Source organism: Streptomyces sp. NPDC018045 (assembly GCF_044327445.1).
Taxonomy (GTDB): domain Bacteria; phylum Actinomycetota; class Actinomycetes; order Streptomycetales; family Streptomycetaceae; genus Streptomyces.
This window is the reverse complement of sequence record NZ_JBIRFL010000006.1, coordinates 149047-169598: the sequence shown is the minus strand read 5'-3', so window position 1 is coordinate 169598 and position 20552 is coordinate 149047. Positions and strand designations below refer to the sequence as shown.

General features: G+C 71.5%; 13 protein-coding genes and 1 pseudogene. 4 read left to right on the top strand and 10 right to left on the bottom strand.

Features of this window, described 5'->3' with window-relative positions; genetic code table 11:
- Window positions 1–213: 213 nt before the first annotated feature.
- Complete coding sequence (locus ACH4EB_RS16795; protein ID WP_030019131.1) at window positions 214–483, bottom strand: GlsB/YeaQ/YmgE family stress response membrane protein; 270 nt, start codon at window positions 481–483, stop codon at window positions 214–216.
- Between the two features lie 744 nt (window positions 484–1227).
- Here ACH4EB_RS16795 and ACH4EB_RS16790 point away from each other — a divergent pair.
- Window positions 1228–2328 carry an NADH:flavin oxidoreductase/NADH oxidase gene (locus ACH4EB_RS16790; protein WP_398348251.1) on the top strand — a complete coding sequence of 367 codons (1101 nt, stop codon included), beginning with the start codon at window positions 1228–1230 and terminating at the stop codon, window positions 2326–2328.
- A 292-nt stretch (window positions 2329–2620) separates the two neighbouring features.
- Window positions 2621–4066: a glyceraldehyde-3-phosphate dehydrogenase gene (locus ACH4EB_RS16785; protein ID WP_398348250.1), complete on the top strand. Its 1446-nt coding sequence runs from the start codon at window positions 2621–2623 to the stop codon at window positions 4064–4066.
- Window positions 4067–4336: 270 nt separating this feature from the next.
- On the opposite strand, the gene ACH4EB_RS16780 is transcribed toward ACH4EB_RS16785, so the two are convergent.
- From ACH4EB_RS16780 to ACH4EB_RS16765, 4 genes are all read right to left on the bottom strand, one after another.
- Window positions 4337–5851 carry a hypothetical protein gene (locus ACH4EB_RS16780; protein ID WP_398348249.1) on the bottom strand — a complete coding sequence of 505 codons (1515 nt, stop codon included), beginning with the start codon at window positions 5849–5851 and terminating at the stop codon, window positions 4337–4339.
- Window positions 5852–5951: 100 nt separating this feature from the next.
- Window positions 5952–7331, bottom strand: coding sequence for a hypothetical protein (locus tag ACH4EB_RS16775; RefSeq protein ID WP_398348248.1), 1380 nt, complete (start codon window positions 7329–7331; stop codon window positions 5952–5954).
- Between the two features lie 31 nt (window positions 7332–7362).
- The gene (locus ACH4EB_RS16770; protein ID WP_398348247.1) at window positions 7363–7977 is read right to left on the bottom strand and encodes a hypothetical protein; all 615 of its coding nucleotides are present in this window, start codon (window positions 7975–7977) and stop codon (window positions 7363–7365) included.
- A 399-nt stretch (window positions 7978–8376) separates the two neighbouring features.
- The gene (locus ACH4EB_RS16765; protein WP_398348246.1) at window positions 8377–8535 is read right to left on the bottom strand and encodes a hypothetical protein; all 159 of its coding nucleotides are present in this window, start codon (window positions 8533–8535) and stop codon (window positions 8377–8379) included.
- 678 nt (window positions 8536–9213) lie between these two features.
- Here ACH4EB_RS16765 and ACH4EB_RS16760 point away from each other — a divergent pair.
- Together ACH4EB_RS16760 and ACH4EB_RS16755 are read left to right on the top strand one after the other, a co-directional pair.
- Window positions 9214–10305 (top strand): glutamate--cysteine ligase, encoded by a 1092-nt coding sequence (locus ACH4EB_RS16760; protein WP_398348245.1) that lies wholly within the window; start codon window positions 9214–9216, stop codon window positions 10303–10305.
- A gap of 108 nt (window positions 10306–10413) precedes the next feature.
- The gene (locus tag ACH4EB_RS16755) at window positions 10414–11016 is read left to right on the top strand and encodes a chemotaxis protein CheB (protein WP_398348244.1); all 603 of its coding nucleotides are present in this window, start codon (window positions 10414–10416) and stop codon (window positions 11014–11016) included.
- Between the two features lie 207 nt (window positions 11017–11223).
- Here ACH4EB_RS16755 and ACH4EB_RS16750 read toward each other — a convergent pair whose 3' ends face one another.
- The 5 genes and pseudogenes from ACH4EB_RS16750 to ACH4EB_RS16730 all read right to left on the bottom strand — a co-directional run bounded on the left by ACH4EB_RS16750 (window position 11224) and on the right by ACH4EB_RS16730 (window position 20148).
- A complete protein-coding gene (locus ACH4EB_RS16750) occupies window positions 11224–11463 on the bottom strand; it encodes a chaplin (RefSeq protein ID WP_398348243.1) in 240 nt (79 codons plus the stop codon).
- Between the two features lie 248 nt (window positions 11464–11711).
- On the bottom strand, window positions 11712–12749 hold the full coding sequence (locus ACH4EB_RS16745) for a hypothetical protein (RefSeq protein WP_398348242.1): 1038 nt from the start codon (window positions 12747–12749) through the stop codon (window positions 11712–11714).
- Between the two features lie 336 nt (window positions 12750–13085).
- Window positions 13086–14753, bottom strand: a pseudogene (locus tag ACH4EB_RS16740) (glycosyl hydrolase); the annotation flags it as partial.
- A gap of 1022 nt (window positions 14754–15775) precedes the next feature.
- Window positions 15776–16192, bottom strand: a complete 417-nt coding sequence (locus ACH4EB_RS16735) for a cysteine/serine endopeptidase inhibitor (RefSeq protein ID WP_398348241.1) — start codon at window positions 16190–16192, stop codon at window positions 15776–15778.
- Window positions 16193–16686: 494 nt separating this feature from the next.
- Window positions 16687–20148: an ATP-binding protein gene (locus tag ACH4EB_RS16730; protein ID WP_398348240.1), complete on the bottom strand. Its 3462-nt coding sequence runs from the start codon at window positions 20146–20148 to the stop codon at window positions 16687–16689.
- Between the last annotated feature and the right edge of the window lie 404 nt (window positions 20149–20552).

Below are 20552 nucleotides of genomic sequence, written 5' to 3'. Positions count from 1 at the left end.
CTGCACCCGACCACTGACAACGGCCCTTCGGCACCGCATTCCCGCAGGTCAGAACGTATGTGCTGGGAATGCCACGCCCGGCGGGAAAGGGCCCCGGTCGCCGCCCCGGGGCGTCATCGCGGGTCACCCGGGCCGCCGCCCCGGGCCCACGGGATCCCACGCACAATGCCGGCCCCCCGTATCCGGGGGGCCGGCATTGTGCGTCGTGCCGCGTCAGTGCCGTTGGTTACGGCCGATGGTCACGCGGTAGATCACCAGGACGATCACCGAGCCGATGATGGCCGCGATCCACGTCGAGAGGTGGAAGAAGCCGTTGATCGACTCCACCCCGAAGATCACCTTGCCGAGCCAGCCGCCCAGCAGACCGCCGACGATGCCGATCAGCATGGTGACGAGGCATCCACCCGGGTCCTTGCCCGGCATCAGCGCCTTCGCGATCGCACCTGCCAGCAACCCGATCAGGATCCACGCGATGATTCCCATGGCAGCTCACCTCGTTCACAAATAAGATCAAAACGCTTCGACTCTGGTGTATCCCGCTTTTGCGGATCGAAACACTGCAAGCGCATCGGTTCTGTGTGCGGCACCGTGTGGTCGATGCCGCGCGTGGCCATGTGCGCGCTCTCCTCGGGGTGCCACGCTGCGTCGCGATGCAGGACGGAGGTACCGCTGCGGGTGTCCGCTACGGCCGGATTTCAACGGTCGCGTGGTCTGCGGGGGCTGCTCGCTGATGCCCGGTTCCCGCCTTGCGGCCACCCCGCGCGGGTGCTCTCCCGGGGCGTCGAAAATCGCTCGTACGCGAAGGGCCGGGGCCCCTATCGTGAGCCAGTCGGTCCAGAGTGATGCTCCGGGCCGAACGGCCGGTCGCGGCGGTACGGGGGTGCGTCGCGAGCCGGGCGGCACGGCGGCGGACGGCGTCGCCGGTGCCGCGGTGCGGTGACGAGGCGCGGGGCCGGATCCATCGGGGGCCGGCCCCGTTTCCGTACGTCGAAGAGGGTGCACGCCACGCCGTTGTCGCGGGGCCCTTCCGCGCGCCGCTCAGACAGCCGACGGGCCGAGCCGCCCCGCCGCCCCCGCCTGCGCCCCTCACGCGTCGCCCGCCGCTCCGCCCCGCGCCTGCCCGCCCGGGGCGAAGTACGAGAACCTTCGTAGTTTGACAAGCCCCGTACTACGAGGGCTATCGTACGAAGCGTCCAGCAGAAGCAACCCCACACGCGGGAGTCCGTCGTGAGCGCACTGTTCGAACCCCTCACCCTCCGGTCGCTGACCATCCCCAACCGCATATGGATGGCCCCCATGTGCATGTACTCGGCGGCGCCGGACGGCCCGGAGCAGGGCGTGCCCAACGACTGGCACTTCCAGCACCTGGCCTCGCGCGCCGTCGGCGGTACGGGACTGATCCTGACCGAGGCGACGGCGGTGAGCCCGGAGGGGCGCATCAGCCCGTACGACCTGGGGCTCTGGAACGACAAGCAGACCGCCGCGTTCCGCCGGATCACCGACTTCCTGAAGGCGCACGGCTCCGTCCCGGGCATCCAGATCGCCCATGCGGGACGCAAGGCCTCGACCGAGCGTACGTGGGTGGACCGTGGCGCCCCGATCGCCCCGGGTGAGGGGCACGGGTGGCAGCCGCTGGGGCCGAGCCCGCTGGCGTTCGACGAGGCTTCCGCCGAGCCGGTCGAGCTGTCCGTCGAGGAGATCCAGGAGATCGTCGGGCAGTTCGCCGCGACGGCGCGGCGGGCGCTGGAGGCCGGCTTCGAGGTCGCGGAGATCCACGGTGCGCACGGCTACCTGATCAACGAGTTCCTCTCGCCGTACACCAACCGGCGCACGGACGAGTACGGCGGCTCGTACGAGAACCGCACCCGGTTCGCGCTGGAGGTCGTGGACGCGGTGCGCGCCGTGTGGCCCGAGGAGCTGCCGGTGTTCTTCCGGATCTCGGCGACGGACTGGCTTACCGAGAACGCGGACGACGAGCGCGAGGGCTGGACCGCCGACGACACGGTGCGCTTCGCCGCCGACCTGAAGGCGCACGGGGTGGACCTGCTGGACACCTCCACCGGCGGCAACGCCCCCGGTGCGAAGATCGCGGTGGGCCCCGGCTACCAGGTGCCCTTCGCCGAGCGGGTCAAGAAGGAGACCGGGCTGCCGGTCGGCGCGGTGGGCCTGATCACCGAGGCCCAGCAGGCCGAGAAGATCATCGTGGACGGCCAGGCGGACGCCGCCCTCATCGGCCGCGAGCTGCTGCGCGACCCGTACTTCGCCCGTAACGCGGCCCGCGAACTCGGCGCCGACCTCCACATCCCCCACCCGTACCACCGCTCCTGAAGCGCGAGAGCGTGCCGTGCCGGGCCGCCCGGCACGGCACGCTCGTGCGGTACGGCGCCGATCCGCCGGGTCCTGCCGGGTCGCCGTGACGTGGCGGAAGCAGAGGGAGGTACCGGGCCGAAGGTGCCTGTCAGGCGCCCAAATCCACTGATAATGCTCATCGTTCGGGTCGGGTTGTCATGCGCGCGACATAGCCGTTCGCGGTGCGACCACCCCGCATCCGACTCCCCGTGAACAACGAAAGAGCGGTGGGGTTACCATCTGAGCACCGCCTAGCTCGAAAGATGGACCTGTGACTGTCAACGAGGACTCGTTCACAAACTGGAAGAACCGCGAGGAGATCGCGGAGTCGATGATCCCGATCATCGGGAAGCTGCACCGGGAGCGGGACGTCACGGTCCTGCTCCACAGCCGCTCCCTGGTGAACAAGTCGGTGGTCAGCATCCTCAAGACCCACCGATTCGCCCGGCAGATCGCCGGCGAGGAGCTCTCGGTCACCGAGACGCTGCCGTTCCTCCAGGCCCTCGCCGCGCTCGACCTCGGCCCTTCCCAGATCGACATCGGCATGCTCGCCGCGACCTACCGGGCCGACGACCGCGGTCTGTCGGTGGCGGAGTTCACCGCCGAGGCCGTCGCCGGTGCCACCGGCGAGAACAAGATCGAGCGCCGCGCCCCGCGTGACGTGGTCCTCTACGGGTTCGGCCGTATCGGCCGCCTCGTCGCCCGCCTGCTCATAGAGAAGGCCGGGTCCGGCAACGGCCTGCGGCTGCGCGCCATCGTCGTCCGCGGGGGCGGCGACCAGGACATCGTCAAGCGCGCCTCGCTGCTGCGCCGCGACTCGATCCACGGCCAGTTCCAGGGCACGATCACCGTCGACGAGGCGAACAGCACGATCGTCGCCAACGGCAACGAGATCAAGGTGATCTACTCCGACGACCCGACGTCGGTGGACTACACGGCGTACGGCATCAAGGACGCCATCCTCGTCGACAACACGGGCAAGTGGCGGGACCGCGAGGGACTGTCGAAGCACCTGCGCCCCGGTATCGCCAAGGTCGTCCTGACCGCGCCGGGCAAGGGCGACGTCCCGAACGTCGTGCACGGCGTCAACCACGACATGATCAAGCCGGACGAGACGATCCTGTCCTGCGCGTCCTGCACCACCAACGCGATCGTCCCGCCGCTGAAGGCGATGGCGGATGAGTACGGCGTGCTGCGCGGACACGTGGAGACCGTCCACTCGTTCACCAACGACCAGAACCTGCTGGACAACTACCACAACTCCGACCGCCGCGGTCGCTCCGCACCGCTCAACATGGTCATCACCGAAACCGGTGCCGCGTCCGCCGTCGCCAAGGCGCTGCCCGACCTGAACGCGAAGATCACCGGCAGCTCGATCCGCGTACCGGTGCCGGATGTCTCGATCGCGATCCTCAGCCTGCGACTGGAGCGCGAGACCACCCGCCAGGAGGTCCTCGACTACCTCCGCAACGTGTCGCTGACCTCACCGCTCAAGCGCCAGATCGACTTCATCAGCGCCCCCGACGCGGTGTCCAGCGACTTCATCGGCTCGCGCCACGCCTCGATCGTCGACGCCGGCGCCACCAAGGTCGACGGCGACAACGCGATCCTCTACCTCTGGTACGACAACGAGTTCGGCTACTCCTGCCAGGTCATCCGCGTCGTCCAGCACGTCTCCGGGGTGGAGTACCCGACGTACCCGGCCCCCGTGGTCTGATCCCGGTCCAGGATCCGCGTCTGCGCTGTCACTGAAGGCGCTTCGTGGACAAGGGATCGGCACCTCCACGAGCGCGTCGACAACGACTGCATTCCGTAGTGGTCACCGATGGGGCGGGGCTCCTTCGATCTCCTCTGGAGGAATCCGCTCCGCGTGCTCGACTGCCGGGGCGCTCCGCAACCAGCTCGGGCAAGACTGCTGCCTGCCATGAGGCAGCAGTCTTGCTTGGCGTCCCTCCTCCTCGGGCGGGATTGCTTGGGCGGTGAAGCTCTACGGTCGGGTCACCTCGATGGCGTGGAGGTTGCGCAGCTCGCCGTCACCGGCGTCTTGCCGAGACGGGTAGAGCAGTTGCACGGCCACGGTGAGCGGTGAGCCGGGTTCGATGGTGTGGGTGTCGTCCGGAGTGGCGATGACAACGGATCCCTCGGTGCCGTCTTCGGTCACCACGTACCACTGCGTCTGTTGGGAGTTGATGCGGGTCCCCGCCGGTACGTCGAAGGAGATCTCCCACCCCACCACCCGCTGTTCTCGGGCGGCCAGCGTGAGGTCATAGCTGATGACCCACCCCGTCGCGTCCTCGGGCCACGACTGGCCCCACTGCCCGACGATCACAGGGGTGGTACTGATCCGGGGCAGTGCGACTTCGGTGGTGACCGAGCCGGAGTGCTGCTCGGCCGTATTGGCGCGTGTCAGCGACTCGATCAGGCCGGTGCACAGGAGAGGGCCCTCGAATGCCGGGGCGATGGTGCCGGCCAGGTTGATCACCGCCTTGCTGCCCTTGGGCAGGGCGATCGGCAGGCGCAGGCCGTCCTGGACCGAACCGTTACCGCAGACGGCTCCGTTCTCAGGTTGGCAGGTCAGCTCCAGATCGGTCAGCTCTGCCGGGATGGTGCCCTCCATGACGGCGTCAGGGGCGTCGTTGGGGCCGAGGTTCTGCACGCTGACGCTGTAGAAGACCCGTTGTCCCGCCTTGGCCGCCTGCGGGCCGCTCATCTCCAGCGGAATGTTCGCGGGTAGGGCCACCGTGAGGTTCCTGATCCGGTGGGCTGCGGTGGCGCTGCCCGTGCCGGCCGCGAAGCCCAGTTTGAACGTCTCGGGCATCCGCGTCTGCCCGGGGGCATGGGCGAGGTCGAAGTCGTCGATCAGCAGGGTGCCGTTCGGGTTGGCCTTGTCGGCATGCCGTACGGTCAGCCTGCCGTCGACGATGGACACTTGGATGTGGGCGCCGGCTTCCCATGGGGCGTGGAACCCGCCGGGCGCCTGGACGCCGGTGAGCCAGCGGAACCCTTCCCGCTCGCTGCCGGAGCCGCGTACTCCGACGGTGCGGGGGAGCGATTTCGCGGGGCCTCCCGGCCCGGCCAACGGTGAGGCGAAGTTCCCGAGGTTGTCGAAACCGATGCCCACGTACCCGGCCGTGACCCCGGGGGCGACGATCTTGCCCACGTCGGACTTGGTGACGGAGTAGCCCAGCGCTCCGCCCAGGCCGCCGGGCCCGGTCGTGTACGCGCCGTCGATCACGTAGACGCTGAAGCCATCGCCGAGTTCGGCGCCGCCCTCGCAGGAGTAGTCGAAGTCGATGGTGACGCCGAGCGTCGAGGAGAACGGCTGGTCGAGGAAGGCCGTCCCGGCCCGGGAGCGTTCGTCGGGGGTGAGCTCCAGGCCGCCGCCGTTCAGCCGCGCGCTGCCCTGGAGCCGCCAGTGCGGGTCGGTCACAGTGTCCTGGGTGAACGATTCGACGATCGGGAACTGCACTTCCTGTGCGGCCGCGGACACGTGCGTCGTCATCGGGAACCCTCCTTTGGGCCGGACTGCCATGGTCGGTGGAATGGTGGCCTGGTCCGGTGGGGTTTACGCGTACCGGCCGAACGAACACACAGGGGCAGGCTCAGGCGAAGACTTTGGCGAAGGTGGCGAGCGACACTTTTCCGGCTCGTTTGGAGATATTGCCGACGACCTTCCACTCGCCCACCGTTTCGAGGGTGCCGAGGGTGAGGTCGGTACCGGTCGCCGCCTTGTCGGCGGTCGCGCTGCCCTCTCCGGTCGACAGAGCGACGGCGGTGGGAATCTGGGTGGCCATCGACACCGACCCCTGGATCACCTTGCCCGCCACCACTCCCTGCTGGGTGGTCGCACCGACGTACCGGGCCGCCTTGGCGCCCAGGTACCTGGAGATGGCCCCGGCCTCGGCCGCCGCGGCACCACCCGTGGCCGCCAGGAAGGCCCGGCCACCGGACCGGGCGGCTACGCCCACCTTCCCCACCGACCGCATGCTGACCGCACCCGTGCGCAGGCCCTTGACGACCGCGCCGAACGCGGGAACGGCCCCGATCACATCCGTGACCAGCTCGGCGAAGGTCCCGGCGTCCCAGTCGCCCTCGATGACCGCGGCCACAGTGTGCGCGCTGAGCGCGCCGACCGCGGTGACCACGGCGATCGGCCCGCAGATCGGGGTCAGGACGGGGATCAGCGCGAGGACGCCGGTCACGGCGGAGACCACGCCGAGGACGTCGCCCAGGATTCCCCAGAAGCTGCCGTCGCTCTTCTCGGCGGCGGCCTTTTCCGCGGCGGCGGCCTTCAGGTATTCGAATTCCCTGCCGCGCGTCGTGATGATCCGGGTGAATTCCCGGTCGAGGAGGAGACTCTGGAGCTGGTACTCGGCCTCGACGGCGAGCACGGTGTCGATGAGTTCACGTAGCTCGTCATCGGGGATGCGGTCGGGACCGTACCCCTGGTCGAGGAAGCGCCAGATCTCGCACGCGAACCTGATGCCGGCCTTGCCCAGGGAATGGGATTCCAGAGGCCGGGCGACCTCGGGGTCGTGGAAGTCGATCACACTGCCGCGGGGCACGATCCTGGCCCGCAAGTACTCCCGCTGACGAGCACTGGCCGCCTTCATGAGTGCCTCGGTCCGCTCCCCGGACGCCTTCGCCAGCGAGTCGGTGTACTTCCGAAGCCGCTTTCGGCTCTCGTCGGAGGAGTCCCGGAGCGCACCGAGCTGTGCGTCCAGCCGTTCCAGGGCGCTGACGATCCGGTCCTCCTGGTAGAGGTACATCCGGATGAGCTGCTCGATGCGGTAGCGGTCCTCGTCGCGCAGGGCCTTGGGGTCCCAGCCCCAGATCCTCAGCGAATCACCCTCGGACGAGGTGTACATGTTGAGCTCGGAGTGCACCGCCGCCACGATCAGATCATGACGGCCGGGGTCGAAGCCCAACTCCCTCATCGGGAAATGTCCGTTGCCTTCGGCGACCGTGTACAGAGCTTTCATGGCTACCGCTCCTCTCGGGATGGGCCCGGGCTCAGGCGACGGCAATGGTCTTGCAGACCTGGCCGATGATTTCGACGCAGTCGTCCCACTCGGCGATGTTCTCCGTGGCGATGGCGAAGTCCGCCATCGCCAGCCGCCCCGGGACGGGGACGAAGACATGGAGCTGGCGCACGACGGTCGGACCGCCACCGGCGTTGAGCAGGTTCACCGGCCGGGGCACCTTGCTCTCCTCGGTGAGCAGCACGGCAGACCCCGTCGGCAGCTTCACCACACCCACCTCGGCGTCCGGGTAGATCGCGCCCATCGTGCGGGCGAGGCGGTGCACGGTGTCCTCGTTGGACAGTTCGCTGGGCCGGGCGGTGACCGAGAGCAACATCGAGCTGAGAGGCTTTCCCGGTTCCTCCTCGGTCGGCCCGGACAGCAGGATGCCCGCGTAGACCGCCCCCGCCGCGGCGAGCATCTCGTACATCGCCTGCTGGGAAACGATCGCGTGGGCGATCTCGTCATCCGTCGGCCGGGGGTCCAGGCCGGTGAGGTCGGCGATGAGCCTGTCGGTGTGGGTTTCGGCCGTCACCGTGAAGTCGATGTCCCGGAACATCTCGGGAACGGAGAAGCTGAGCGGCAGGTCAATGGTGGCTTCGGACATGATGCGTCACAAGCCCTTCCCTGGCTGATGGGGCTCGCCATCCTGTAGGTCAGCCATCTCATGGGACAAGATCGCGTATTCGAACCCACGTATGCCGCTGGCCGGATCCATACGCCGGCAGCGCACCACGTACAGCACCAGGCACCAGACGACACCGTACGGCCCAGCCGAGCCGGACCGAAAGGCCGGAATCCGCTCCCACGAACGGCGCACGAGCCGGACCCTGCGCTTGCCCCTCATCCGTGTCCCACGAGCACGCCGGTCGCGTCTCTACACAGCCGGCGAACCCCGGTCAGCGCAATCGGCGATCAGCCGGACCATGGAACCTCACCCACTGTCACGAACCTGACCGAGGAGGAACCACCGCTCGTCAACGAACGACCCAGCCGCCCGCTGCCGCTACCAGCGGCCTTCGCCGTACCGGCGGCGCAGCTCGCTGATCTCCTGATCGTCGCGAGCGGACAGGGACCGTGTGCGCCGTACGCCGGCTTCTATGACGAAGAGCACGAGCCCGCCGACGAGCACCGAGGCGAGCAGCAACACCACCACGTATTCCACGTACGTCTCCTACCCGGCGCCCGCGGTGCTGCAACAGGCCGGGCGTCCCGAACAGGCCGGATGTCCGCGCGGGCATCCGGCCTGTTCGGGACGGGACCGGCCCGGCGATCACGGTGGGACGTGGAAGGAATACGCGTAACCGCAGGCGTCGCACGCGAAGCGGCCGTTCAGTCCGTCGTTGGCCGTCTGACAGCGCGGGCACGGTGCGGTGGTGAAGTATTCCGGCCACCGCCCGGCCGCGTCCCCGGTACCCGCGCTGCCCGGCCTTGGTTCCGCCTCTGTCATCCGGACGCTCCACAGTTGCACGACCATCCGCCGTCCGGTCCCTGGATTACCTGAGCACCACACCTGCTGCAATACATGACAGCTCCTCGACCCGCACCACAGCACCCCGCGCTCAGATCGAGTACACCTATCTCAACATCGCCACGCCGTTATTCAGAAAATGTCCGGAAACAGCGTGGCGTACCGGGTGCGGGGGCGGCGCACGGCCCCCTGGAGCACATCGCGGCACAGACAGTCCCACCGGAGGGCGCACGGTGGAGCCCGCCTTCTGGAAGGACGGGCCGCTTTCGGCCACGCCCGACGTCGCGTGGAGCCGCGAAGGTCACGGGGCGTGATCGCCCCCGGGCCGGGGTACGCGAGCGACATCCCGTTGGCGGAGAAAGGGCGGACGACGTGCGCAGTGTGGGTGTGGAGGAGGAGCTGCTGCTGGTGGACGCGCGGACCGGGGAGCCACGTGCCCTGTCCGCGGCGGTCCTCGCGGCGGCCTCGCGGGACCCGCTGGGCCACGAGGAGGTCTTCGAGAGCGAGCTGCACCGGCAGCAGCTCGAATTCGCCACCCGGCCGCAGACGGAGATGGGCGACCTGGCCAAGGAGGTCCGGCGGTGGCGGGCGGAGGCGGCGCGCCACGCCGAGGGAATGGCCGCGTCGGTGGCCGCGCTGGCCACCTCGCCGCTGGAGGTGAGCCCGGCCATCGGCAACGACGAGCGCCACCAGTGGCTCGCGGAACACTTCGGCCTCACCGCCCAGGAACAGCTCACGTGCGGCTGTCACATCCATGTCTCGGTGGATTCCGACGAGGAGGGCGTGGCCGTACTGGACCGGATGCGGCCCTGGCTGTCCGTCCTGCTGGCGATGAGCGCGAACTCGCCGTTCTGGCAGGGCGAGGACAGCCGGTACAGCAGCTACCGCAACCGGGTGTGGGGTCGCTGGCCGTCGGCCGGCCCGGTCGAGGTGTTCGGCTCCGCCGACCGCTACCACGAGCAGATCGGCGACATGACGGCCAGCGGCGTGCTGAAGGACGAGGGCATGGTCTACTTCGACGCGCGCCTGTCCCACTCGTACCCCACCGTCGAGACCCGGGTCGCCGACGTGTGCCTGGACCCGTCCACCACCGTGCTGCTGGCCACCTTGACCCGTGGCCTGGTGGAGACGTCGGTACGGCAGTGGCACGACGGCGTCCCGCCCACCCGCCACACCGTCGCGCTGCTGCGCCTGGCGGCGTGGCGGGCCGCCCGGTCGGGGCTGGAGGGCGAACTCATCCACCCCGTCACGATGCGTCCGGCCCCGGCCGAGGCCGTCGTACGGGCCCTGTTCGACCACGTACGCGACGCCCTGGAGGACAGCAGCGACCTCATGCCCGCGCAGGAGGCGCTGGCCACCCTGCTGAAGACGGGTAACGGTGCCCGCGTGCAGCGGGAGCTGCTGCGCGGCACGGGCAGCCTGCGGGGCGTGGTCACCGAGTGCGTACGCCGCACGCTCGACTGATACGGGCGGAGGTGGCCGCAGGCCCCGGGAGGCCGTGCTGTGCCGGCCGGGGGCGGGGTCGCGCGCGGCGCCGGCGGGCACTCGGGCCTCGTTCGGCGCTAGTGCCGTATGGCAGCGGGGCTGACCATCGACGAGAGCTGCGCCGTGGTGGCCATCGCCGCCTCGGCCGGGGGCGTGTTCGCGCCGCTGGAGCTGTTCGGCTCCTTCACCGCGGGCCCGCCGATGCCGACGCTGGTCGTGCAGCATCTCAGCCCGCGGCACCGCACATTGCTCGACACGACCGTCCAGCGGCGTACGCGGGTGCCGATCGCGCTGGCCCGGGACGGCGAGGAGGTCGAGGCCGGGCGGGTCTGTCTGGCACCGCCCGACCGGCATCTGCTCATCGGTCCGGGCGGGACCCTGGAGCTGTCCGACGCGGAACGGGTGAACCGGGTCAGGCCCGCGGCGGACCGGTTGTTCACCTCGGTGGCCGGGATCTACGGGGACCGCGCCTGGGCCTTCGTGCTCAGCGGAACCGGCCGCGACGGTGCGGTGGGTGCCCGGGCCGTCAAGGACCGTGGCGGCACCGTCGTGGTCCGGGACCCGGACTCCGCCGACCACTCCGGCATGCCCCGGGCCACGCTGGAGTTCAGCGCCGTGGACCATGTGCTGTCCCTGCACGACATCGAGTCGATGATTCGCGCGTCCGCCCGTCCCGGTGAACAGACCTGAGGTCGACGAGCGGACGTCCGGCCCGACGTGGTGTGCCGGTGGCAGGTGTCGGGCAGGGGGCGGCGCGCTGCGGCGGGTGGGGCATGTCGTTGCGGAGTGTCGATGTCCCCCGGCACACCACAAGGGTGCGGGGCGGCTGTGGAGCCGCCCCGCACCGGGCATCACACGCCGGTCCGCCGGGAGCGGTGGCGCTTCAGTCGGTCAACGTCACTTGTTGACGCAGGTGTTGCCGAAGGTCGGGTTGAGCAGCCCGACGACGTTGATGCTGTTGCCGCAGACGTTGACCGGCACGTGGACCGGGACCTGCACGGTGTTGCCGGAGACGACGCCCGGCGAGTTCAGCGCCGCGCCCTGGGCTCCGGAGTCGGCAGTCGCGAGGCTCGCGCCGCCCAGGATGATGGCGCAGGTTCCCGCGGCGGCGACGGCAGTCTTGATGGCACGCGACATGGAATGTTGCTCCTCGTACATTGAGAAAAAGGACAGGCGGCCTGGCGGGGACGCGAGGTGCCCGCCGCCACGGCTGGCGGGCCGCCGACACCAATCAACCCGATGCGGCGCCGTTTGTCGCGAGAAACGGATGGTGTTCACTCTATTTAGGGTGAATCGAATCAGCGTATTATTTCTCCTGGTCAGGGGCGGTTCGCCGGCCACCGGGGGGCGGGCGGCCGTCCTCGCGCCGGCCGCCCGCCCCGCCGTCAGTCGCAGCGTCCGGCCGGACGGTTCCGCGTGACGAGGTCGGTGTAGCCGGTCGTCCCGTCCAGCCACACCACCTGCCGGCCGCCCGGCATGGCGGGCCACGCCTGCTCGCCGCGGTTGCAGGACACCCGGCTCCGCCGACTGCCGTCGGGCGAGAACTGCCACAGCTTGGACAGCGTCTCGTTGCGGTACACGGTGTCGGGCGTCGAAGCGGCGACGGTCACCGCCTCGTCGGTGGCCGCGAGTTCGGAGGCGCGCAGGGCGTCCGGGCACGTCCCGCCTCCGGCGCGCCGGCCGCCGTGCCGGTCCGCGGCGTACGGAACGTCTTGATCCCGCTGTACTGGAGCACCGGGTACCCGGCCCGCGCGTCGACGTAGACCTCGTGCAGCACCGGCATGCCGGTGACCGGGTGGGCGCCCCGCACGGTCACCTGCCGGGTGAGGACGCCCGCGCCGCGCGGGATGACGACCAGCCCGCGGCCGGTGCCGGTCGGCGGCTGCGCGTCGGGCCGGGGCAACCGCTCGGCCAGGAGCTGGTCGGTGGCCCCGGCGCTCGCGGTCGACCGCCCGCTCGACCGCGAGCGCCGGGGCCGCCTCGGGGTCCACGCCGGTCTTCAGCCCGGTGAAGTACTTGCCGAAGGCGCCGGTGACGACCCGCTCGCCGCCCTGGTGCTCCATCCGCACCACGTACTGCCCGCCCAGGACGTCCACGCCCCGGTGCCTCTGCTGGAGCCGTACGGTCTCGTGGCCGCCCGCGTCCACGGTCTGTACGGGCCGCAGGTCACGCCCGGGATCACCGATGTGGTAGCGGGCCTCCTTCGCCGCGAGGTGCCCGCGCGCCGCGTCGGCCGGACTGCCCGTCGCCGCGGCCGGTTCCCGGACGCCCTCCACCAGCGCCGGGGTGGCGGTGCGCTGCCCCGGCACCACCTCACCGGGCCCGGGCGGTGCCCCCGCGGACGCCGCCCCGGCGGGCACCGCCGCAACCATCGGTGCGGCGACGCCCAACAGCGCCGCCGCACCGGTCGGTCCCTTCCGCACACCAGCCGCTCCACGCGGCCCGCGTAACCCGCTCGGACCCTCCGGTCTCTCCGGACCCTCCGGTCTCTTCAGGGGCGCTCTTCCTCCACACGCTCCGCGTTCACGCAAGGTGACCTCTCCGTCCTCTGCCACACGCCCGGCAGCCGTCACTGATGTGGACGGGGCCATGCAAGCGGCCACCTGTTCACCCCGACAACAACCCCGACGAGTCGGTGGACGACTTCCGGGCGCGGGGCGGGGGAGGGCCGGGGCCGGTGTCCGCCGTGAGTGGAGCACGGTGCGCGGACCGCGTCCGAGGGGGCCTGGCCGATCGGGCGGTGGGGACGGTGCGGTCCGTCAGTCCACGATGATCCTGAAGGTGGACGTGGTGTTGCGGATGTTCTCAGCGTTGTCGCGGAGGGTCAGGCGGTGGAACGCCGCCTGACCCACGGCCGGGCCCTGTCCGGGCAGTTCGTTGGCCCAGACGGCGAAGCCGGACTTGTGGTCGTACGCGTCGCCGCTCTTCTTCGCGCCGGTGATGGTCACGTCGCTCAGCTCCGTGTCCTGGACGGGGTTCAGCGGCCGCTGGCCGACGTAGTCCGTCTGGAACATGATGCCGTGGTACGTCGGGTCGGTGATCTCGGCGCCCTTCACCCGGATCGCGCGGAAGGGTTTGGACGCCGAGTGGAGCCAGATCCCGGGGAAGGTCTGGCCGTTCCAGAAGTGGCCGCCCGCGCGCTCGATCCGGAGGCGCTCGAACGTGGTCTGCCCGGGGCCGAAGCCGTTCATCGGGAGGTTGAAGTCCAGCGACGAGATGGTCACGCCGGAGTAGACCAGGGTGTCCGTGACGCGGATGTTGCGGAAGGTGTTGAGCTGGCCGCCGTACACGGCCAGGCCGGCGGCGCGCCAGGTGAGTTTGGAGGTGAGGTCCTCGTAGACGTTGTGCGTCTGCTCGCCGCCGCCGGAGTCGAGCGCGGAGAACAGGGCGAAGGAGTCGTCACCGGTGGCCCGCGCTTCGCTGTTGGCCACCAGGTTGTCGCTGGAACCGTTGGTCATGTTGAGGCCGTCGGCGAAGGTGTTGCGGATGCGGTTGTTCCTGAGCGTCATCCGGTCGGTGTTGGCGCCCCAGTAGAGACAGACCATGTGCTCGGCCCAGATGTTCTCGATGGTGATGCCGGAGACGTTCTGGAAGTCGAAGACCTTGCCGGGCCCGTCGATGCGCGAGGTGTAGTCGCCGAAGTACGCGAAGCCCGCGAACGTCGAGCCGTTGGCGCCGTTGTCCGCGCGGAAGCCGACATCGGTGTTCTGCCGGCCGGCGGGGGCGTGGAAGCGGGTGAACCACGGGCCGGCGCCGATCACCTTCACCGGCTTGAGGTAGACCTGGAACTTGCCGGCCGTCTCGTAGTCGCCCGGCGGCAGATAGACGCCCTGGATCTTCCCCGTGGCGTCCATCCGGGCCTTGTCCAGCGCGTTCTGCACGTCCTGGTGCCCGAACCCGGCCGGTGTCACGAACGCCCGCGGGTCCGGGTTCGGCGTCGCGACCGCCTTCTCGAAGTCGACGAAGTCGATCGCGTACGAGGAGGGGTTGTCGGCGTCCTTCTGGAGCCGGATCCTGCTGCCCGCCGGCACGGTGCAGCCGAGGTCGAGGTGCGCCTCGTCGTAGATGTGCCGGGCCGGGCCCGCACCCGGGTCGTTCACCGGGGCCGCCTCGGAGCCGTACAGCCAGGCGTACCTGGACGTCAGGTCGAGGGGCTTGGCCTTCTGGCCGTCCACGTACACGTTCAGCTTCGCGTTCGTCCCGCCGCCGCCCGGTGCGTCCGGGATCGAGAAGCGGGTGACCAGGGTGCTGGTCGCCACCGGGGTGGTGAACTCCACGTACTGGCCGGTCCCGTCGAGGGTCACGGCCCTGCGCCCGGACGCCTCGCCCGCCAGGTCGCCGATCGTGCGGTTGGGGCCGACCACCCGCGCCCCGCCGCCGGTGGTGCCGGTCTCCGCCTCGACGGTGGTGTACGGCATGGTGGCGCCGGTCGCGGCCTTGGCCCCGGTGTGCCGGGGGCGCGGCGCGGGCTTTTCCCGGGGCACGGTGAACGCGGCGTGCGACGAGCCCGGGCCGGCCGCCACGGTGCGGGTGGCCGTACGGCTGTCGGGGGACTGGTTGCCCGCCGCGTCCCGGGCCCGCACGGTGTACGCGGTCTTCAGCGGCGTGCCGCCGGGCGCCGTGACGTCCGTCCAGCGTGCCGCCGTCGCGGGCAGTCCGGCGCGCAGTCGGCCGTCGGCGTAGATGTCGTAGCCGGCGGCGCCGGGGGTGCGCTGCCAGCTCAGGGTCGCGCCGTTCAGCCGTGTGCCGGGTGGGACCGGCGGGGGAGTGGTGTCGCCCGAGGCCGCGCCGTACACGGCCAGTTCACCGACCCGGTGCGCGCCGACGACGCGCACGTGGCGCAGTGGGGTGCCGCCCAGGGGCAGTGTGATCTCGCCCTTGCGGGCCCGGGTGTCGGACAGGTCGACGAAGTCGCGGCCGTTGACCGAGCCCTGGAGCCGGACCTGCTGTGCCGCGCCGGGGAGATCGAGCGTGACCCGGTCCAGCCGGCGGGTCGCGCCGAGGTCGGCCCGTAGCCAGCGGCCGGCGCTGCCCTTCGCGTACGAGGCGGGGTCGCCGTCGTGCGCGCGGGCGGCTCCGTCTCCGCTGAGGCGGGCCGGGAGGGGGACGGCGCTCCCGCCGGTCGCCTCGCTGCCCGGCGCGCTGTCCGGCACGGGAACGGCGGAGGCCGGCTGCCCGCCGGCGAGCAGCAGTCCGGTGCCGAGGACGGCGGCCAGTGCGGATCGCCGGGTTCTACCGCGTGGGGTGGTGCGGTTCGGGGTGCGTTGTGTGGTGGCCATGACATTCCCTTCGGCCGGGCCCAGGTCGAAACCTCGCGAGCCGTTCGCGTGGTCGCCAAAGCGTGCAGCGGGTCCGACGACGGGCGCGGCGGTGGGAGAGCGCCGGGGGCCGTCGGACCCGCTCCGCCGCGGCCGCCGTCGTCACCTCGGGACGGCCGGCCGCGGCCGGTTCAGCGGACGAACTTCCAGCTCACCCGCTCGACCATGTCGGTGCCCGCGGGCACCAGCTTGCGGAAGGCCGCCTGGCTGAGGTCGATGTGGGTCGACGCGCAGGAGGGGCACTTGTCCCTGACCGGCACGGTGATGGTCCTGCCGTTGTACGTGACCTGCACCTGGACGCCGGAACAGAGCGGGTCGTTGTTCGGGTTGGGCGAGGTCCACCAGGAGGCGGAGACGGCGACCAGGTCCTGCGCGGTGGGGTCGATGTACGTGCCGCAGGCGCCGTAGCCCTTGTCGTTGTAGTAGGTCATCTTGCCGTTCATGGTCTGACCGATCGGCACGGCGTGGGCCGTTCCGGTGCCGAGGGCGATGCCGGTGGCGGCGGCCACGGCGCAGACCGTCGTTCTCCAGCGTCGGGATATACGCATGTTGTCTCCTTCGTCCGGGCGTGTCCGGGTGCGTTCCAGGGGTCTCTCGGGCGGCCGCCGTTGCCGGGCGGCAGGGCGCCCGGCGTTGCGCAACGGCGGGGAGCGGCCGGCGTAGTGCTGTCGCCGATGCGCGCGCCTGGTGCACCCGGCGCGCGGGCTCCAGAGGCGACGGCCCACGGAGCACTCCCGAGCACATGAGTGCCATGGACCACGCTCGTCTCACAACCCCCAATGGGCGCTGATGTCCTGAAGTCGTGGATATGTACGGCGTGTTTGGCCCGGAACGGACGGTACGCGTCCGGTGCCGGAGCCGGCGGGCTGCCGGGGTCCGGGCCCGGGGACCGCGCGCCGTTTCTGTGCTCGTGCGACGATCGCCGCATCGACTTCGCCCCGGCCCCGACGGCACGGCGTTCGCCGAGTCAGCGGCAGGCCGGGGCCGCCCGGACGGTGCCTGCGAACGATCGTGAGTGGCGGGTCACCTTCGGGGACGGCTCCTAGAGGGCGAGGTCGGTCAGGTGGTGGCCCAGGAGGGTGTGCAGGAGGGGGGTGGTGGGGAGGGAGGGGTGGAGGTAGACGTGCTCGCGGCGGTGTTCGATGACGGCGAGCATCTTGCGGAGGGTGGCAGCGGCGTCGTCGCGGTGGCCGACGTGGTGCTGGGCCTGGGCGAGCAGGCCGAGGTGCAGGGGGAGCCGCAGGTGGGAACGGGAGGGGCGGAGTTCGGCGAGGGAGGCGTGCATCAGGGCGAGGCCCTCGTCGCCGTGGCCCAGGTGGGTCAGGGACCAGCCCTCGGTCAGGCGCAGCATCGCCGTCCAGTACAGGAGCCCGTGTTCCTCCGCCAGCCGCGCCCCTTCGGTGGCGGAGGAGTGCGCCGTGTCGGCGTCGCCTTCCCAGGCGGCGAGGACCGTGTCCACGTACAGGGCGAAGGCCCGGTCGGAGGGCCTGCTCTCGTACGCCGTCAGGCTCTGCAACTGGCAGCGGCGGGAGTTCGCCGTGTCGCGGTCGCCCAGGATCCAGTGGGTGAAGGCGTCGTAGGAACGGCAGGAGACGCGGGGGTCGTGCTGGAACGTACGGGCCAGGGCGCGGCCCTCGCGGGCGAAACGATCCGCCAGCCCGACGCTGCGCTCCAGCTCCGCGAGCGCCTCCGGCAGGCGACCGCGTACGTGCAGCGCCACGCCCTTGCCGTACGCCGCGCCGAGCAGGGCCACCGGATGGCGCGTACGGTTGCCGATGTCCCGCAGCAGCCGGGAGTACTCGCGGGACTCGTCGTAGCGGCCGGTGACCAGGAACGCCGAGCACAGCGCCCACAGCACCGACGGGTCCTCCGGCGCGCGGGTCACCGTCCCCAGGGCGCGGCCCCGGCTGAGCGCCGCCTCCGCCTCGGCGTCACCGTAGCCGCGGACCGTGGCCAGCAACTGCCCGAGCTGGATGTACAGACGCTGCTCCAGCGCGCGGGCCGACGCGTCGTCACGGGGCAGCAGACCGGCCAGGTGCACGGCCCGCCGCAGCCACGTCTCGACCTTCTCGTACGCCAGGTGCTGTTCGGCCTGTTCGGCGGCGCGTAACAGCCGGGGGAGGGCCTGCCGGGCGGGCAGCGCGTCCTGGGCGTGCCAGGTGTGGTGGGCCAGGCGTTCGGACTCCTCGTCGTCCGCCTGCCCGCCGTCGCGCGCGGAGAGCGACTCGGCCACCCGGGCGTGCAGCCGGTGGCGTTCGTCGCGCGCGAGGACGTCGACGAGCGTCTCGCGGACCAGCGCGTGCACGAAGTGCAGCCGCCCGGGGTGGTGCGGGTCCTCGCCCAGCAGGCCCGCCCGGATCGCCGCCTCCAGGGAGGGGGCGACCGGTTCGTCCTCGGTGGCGGTGCGGTGCAGCAGATCCGTGTCGATCTCGGTGCCGATGACGGCGCACAGCCGCAGCACCCGCAGGGCGGACTCCGGCAGGGCGGCGAACCGCTGGCGCAGCGCCTCGCGCACCCCGGTCGGCACCTGCGACAGCAGGACGTCGGTGGCGTCCGCGTCGTGCAGCCGCCGCACGTCGCCGAGCAGCGACAGAAGCTGCATGACGAAGTACGGGTTGCCCTTGCTGCGCTGGTGCAGCGCCTCGACGACGTCCGCGCCGACACCGCGCCCGGCCTGCGCCTCCACCAGGGACGCGACGGCGCCACGGGACAGGCCGTCGAGCCGCAGCGTCTCGGTCCTGGGGCCCCGGGAGAGGTCGGCCAGCACCCGGCGGATCGTGGCGTCGGAGTCGGCCTCGAAGTCCCGGGCGGTCAGCACGATGCTGATCCGGTTCCCCTGACGTCGGGTGCCGAGCAGCCGCAGCAGGTCGAGGGAGGCGGCGTCGGCCCAGTGCAGGTCCTCCAGGAGCAGGATCAGCGGGTGTTCGGCGGCGAGCGCGAGCAGCACCTCGCACACCGCGTCGTGGGTCAGGAACCGCGCCTGGGCCCAGTCGTCCTCGTGGCCCTGCCCGCCGGGACCGGCCGACCGCTCGGGCATCACCGGGGCGAGCAGGGTGTCGAAGGGCGCGGTGGCGGTGCGGAAGGCGTCCGGCCGGGTGGCCGACAGGTGGCGCAGCACCTGCGACCACAGCCAGTACGGCGGTACGCCCTCGCCGGGGAAGCAGTGGCTCCAGACCACGTCGAGCGTGTCGTCGGCGGCTTCCAGCGCCGGGGCGAGTTCCGTCAGCAGTCGCGTCTTGCCGACTCCGGCGGCGCCGAGCACGCAGGCCACGTGCCCGTGGCCGGTGGCCGCGCCGGCCGACGCGGTGACCAGGCGGCGCAGTTCCTGGTCCCGCCCGGTGAACGGCCAGGGCGCCGGGGGCGCTTCGGCGCTGCCCGAGCAGTCCTCCGGGGCGGTTGCCGCCCGTCCGGCGCCGCGCACGCGCCGCGTGGTCGCCGCCCGCGCGCCCCTGGCCGGTCCGGACACCGTCGTACTCCGGTCCGGTGCTCCCGCGCCGGAGCCCCGGACGGACCGGTGGGCCCCGGTGGGACAGACGGGCGCGGCCGCGGCTTCCTGCGGACGCGTGGCGGCGTCCGCCGCCGGGGGCCGGGGCGAGCCGGGAGCGTCCGGGGTGCCGCGCGCGTCGTCTACGGCCGCAGCGGGTGCGGGGCGGGTCGCGGGCCGGCCGTCGTCCAGCTCCTGCCGGAGGATGGCGGTGTGCACCCGCTGGAGTTCGACGGCGGTGTCCACGCCGAACTCCTCCACCAGGTGGCAGCGCGTCCGCTCGTACACCTCCAGCGCCTCGGCCTGCCGTCCCAGGCGGGACAGCGCCGTCATCAGGTGCCCGACGAGGCGTTCCCGGGTCGGGTGGTGGCGTACCTCCAGGCCCAGGTCGGCCGCCACCTCCTCGGCCGCCCCGAGCGCGAGCCGGGCCTCCGCGCAGGCCTCCAGCGCGGTGAGCCGGACCTGCTCCAGGCGGGCCGTCTCGTCGGACAGCGGCGGCTGGGCGCCGAACTCCGTGTAGGGGGAGCCGCGCCACAGGTCCAGGGCATCGGTGAGCCGGTCGCGGGCGCCGCGCGGGTCACGCCGGTCCAGGAACTGCCGCCCGTCGGCGACCATCCGCTCGAAACGGAACGCGTCGACCTGTTCCGGGGCGAGCTGGAGCACATACCCGGGCGCCTGGTAGCGCAGGACGGACGAGGTGCCCTGGCCGGCTGCCGGGGCGAGCACCCGGCGCAGATGGGAGAGGTGGCTCTGGAGGGTGGCGACGGGGTGCCGGGGCGGCCCCTCGCACCAGAGCTCCTCGATGAGCAGTTCGGTGGGGACGACTCTGCCCAGTCGTATGAGGAGCAGGGCCAGCAGGGCCCGCCGCCGTGGCGGGCCGAGGGGGAGGTCCTCGCCGTCGAGCCCGGCCGACATCGGGCCGAGGACGCGCAGTACGGGCTCGGGGGCGGCCGGCCGGGGCCCGGCGGGGCCCGCGGTTTCCGGCAGGGGTGTGGGGGGCGGGGTGTGGGGTGCGCGCATGTCGGTCCCAATCGTTCTCACGCCGGCGGCTGTGCAAGGGGGGACGTGCCGGACCGTAACCGGGTCCATCCGGAAAGTGATCATGGCATATGTGGCGGGACGATCAAAGATCGGCAACCGGCCATCGGCAAGCGTTCGGCAAGCGGAACGACAAGGAAGCGGGATGCCGCGACGAGGTGGCCGGCAAGCGTGCGCCAGCGTCCGGACCAGGGGGCCGCAAGGGGGCTGACGCACGATGGCGCCGACCGCCCGACGGTCCGGCCGACCACCGTCGCCGGGCCCGGGCGGGTGCATCGCACCGAACCGGCAACCACCTCGCGAACAGGGACGACATGCACACAGAAGGCCACGACAGCAGCGCCGGCCACCGCCCGGCGCACCGCGGCACGGACAGCACCGGGCGC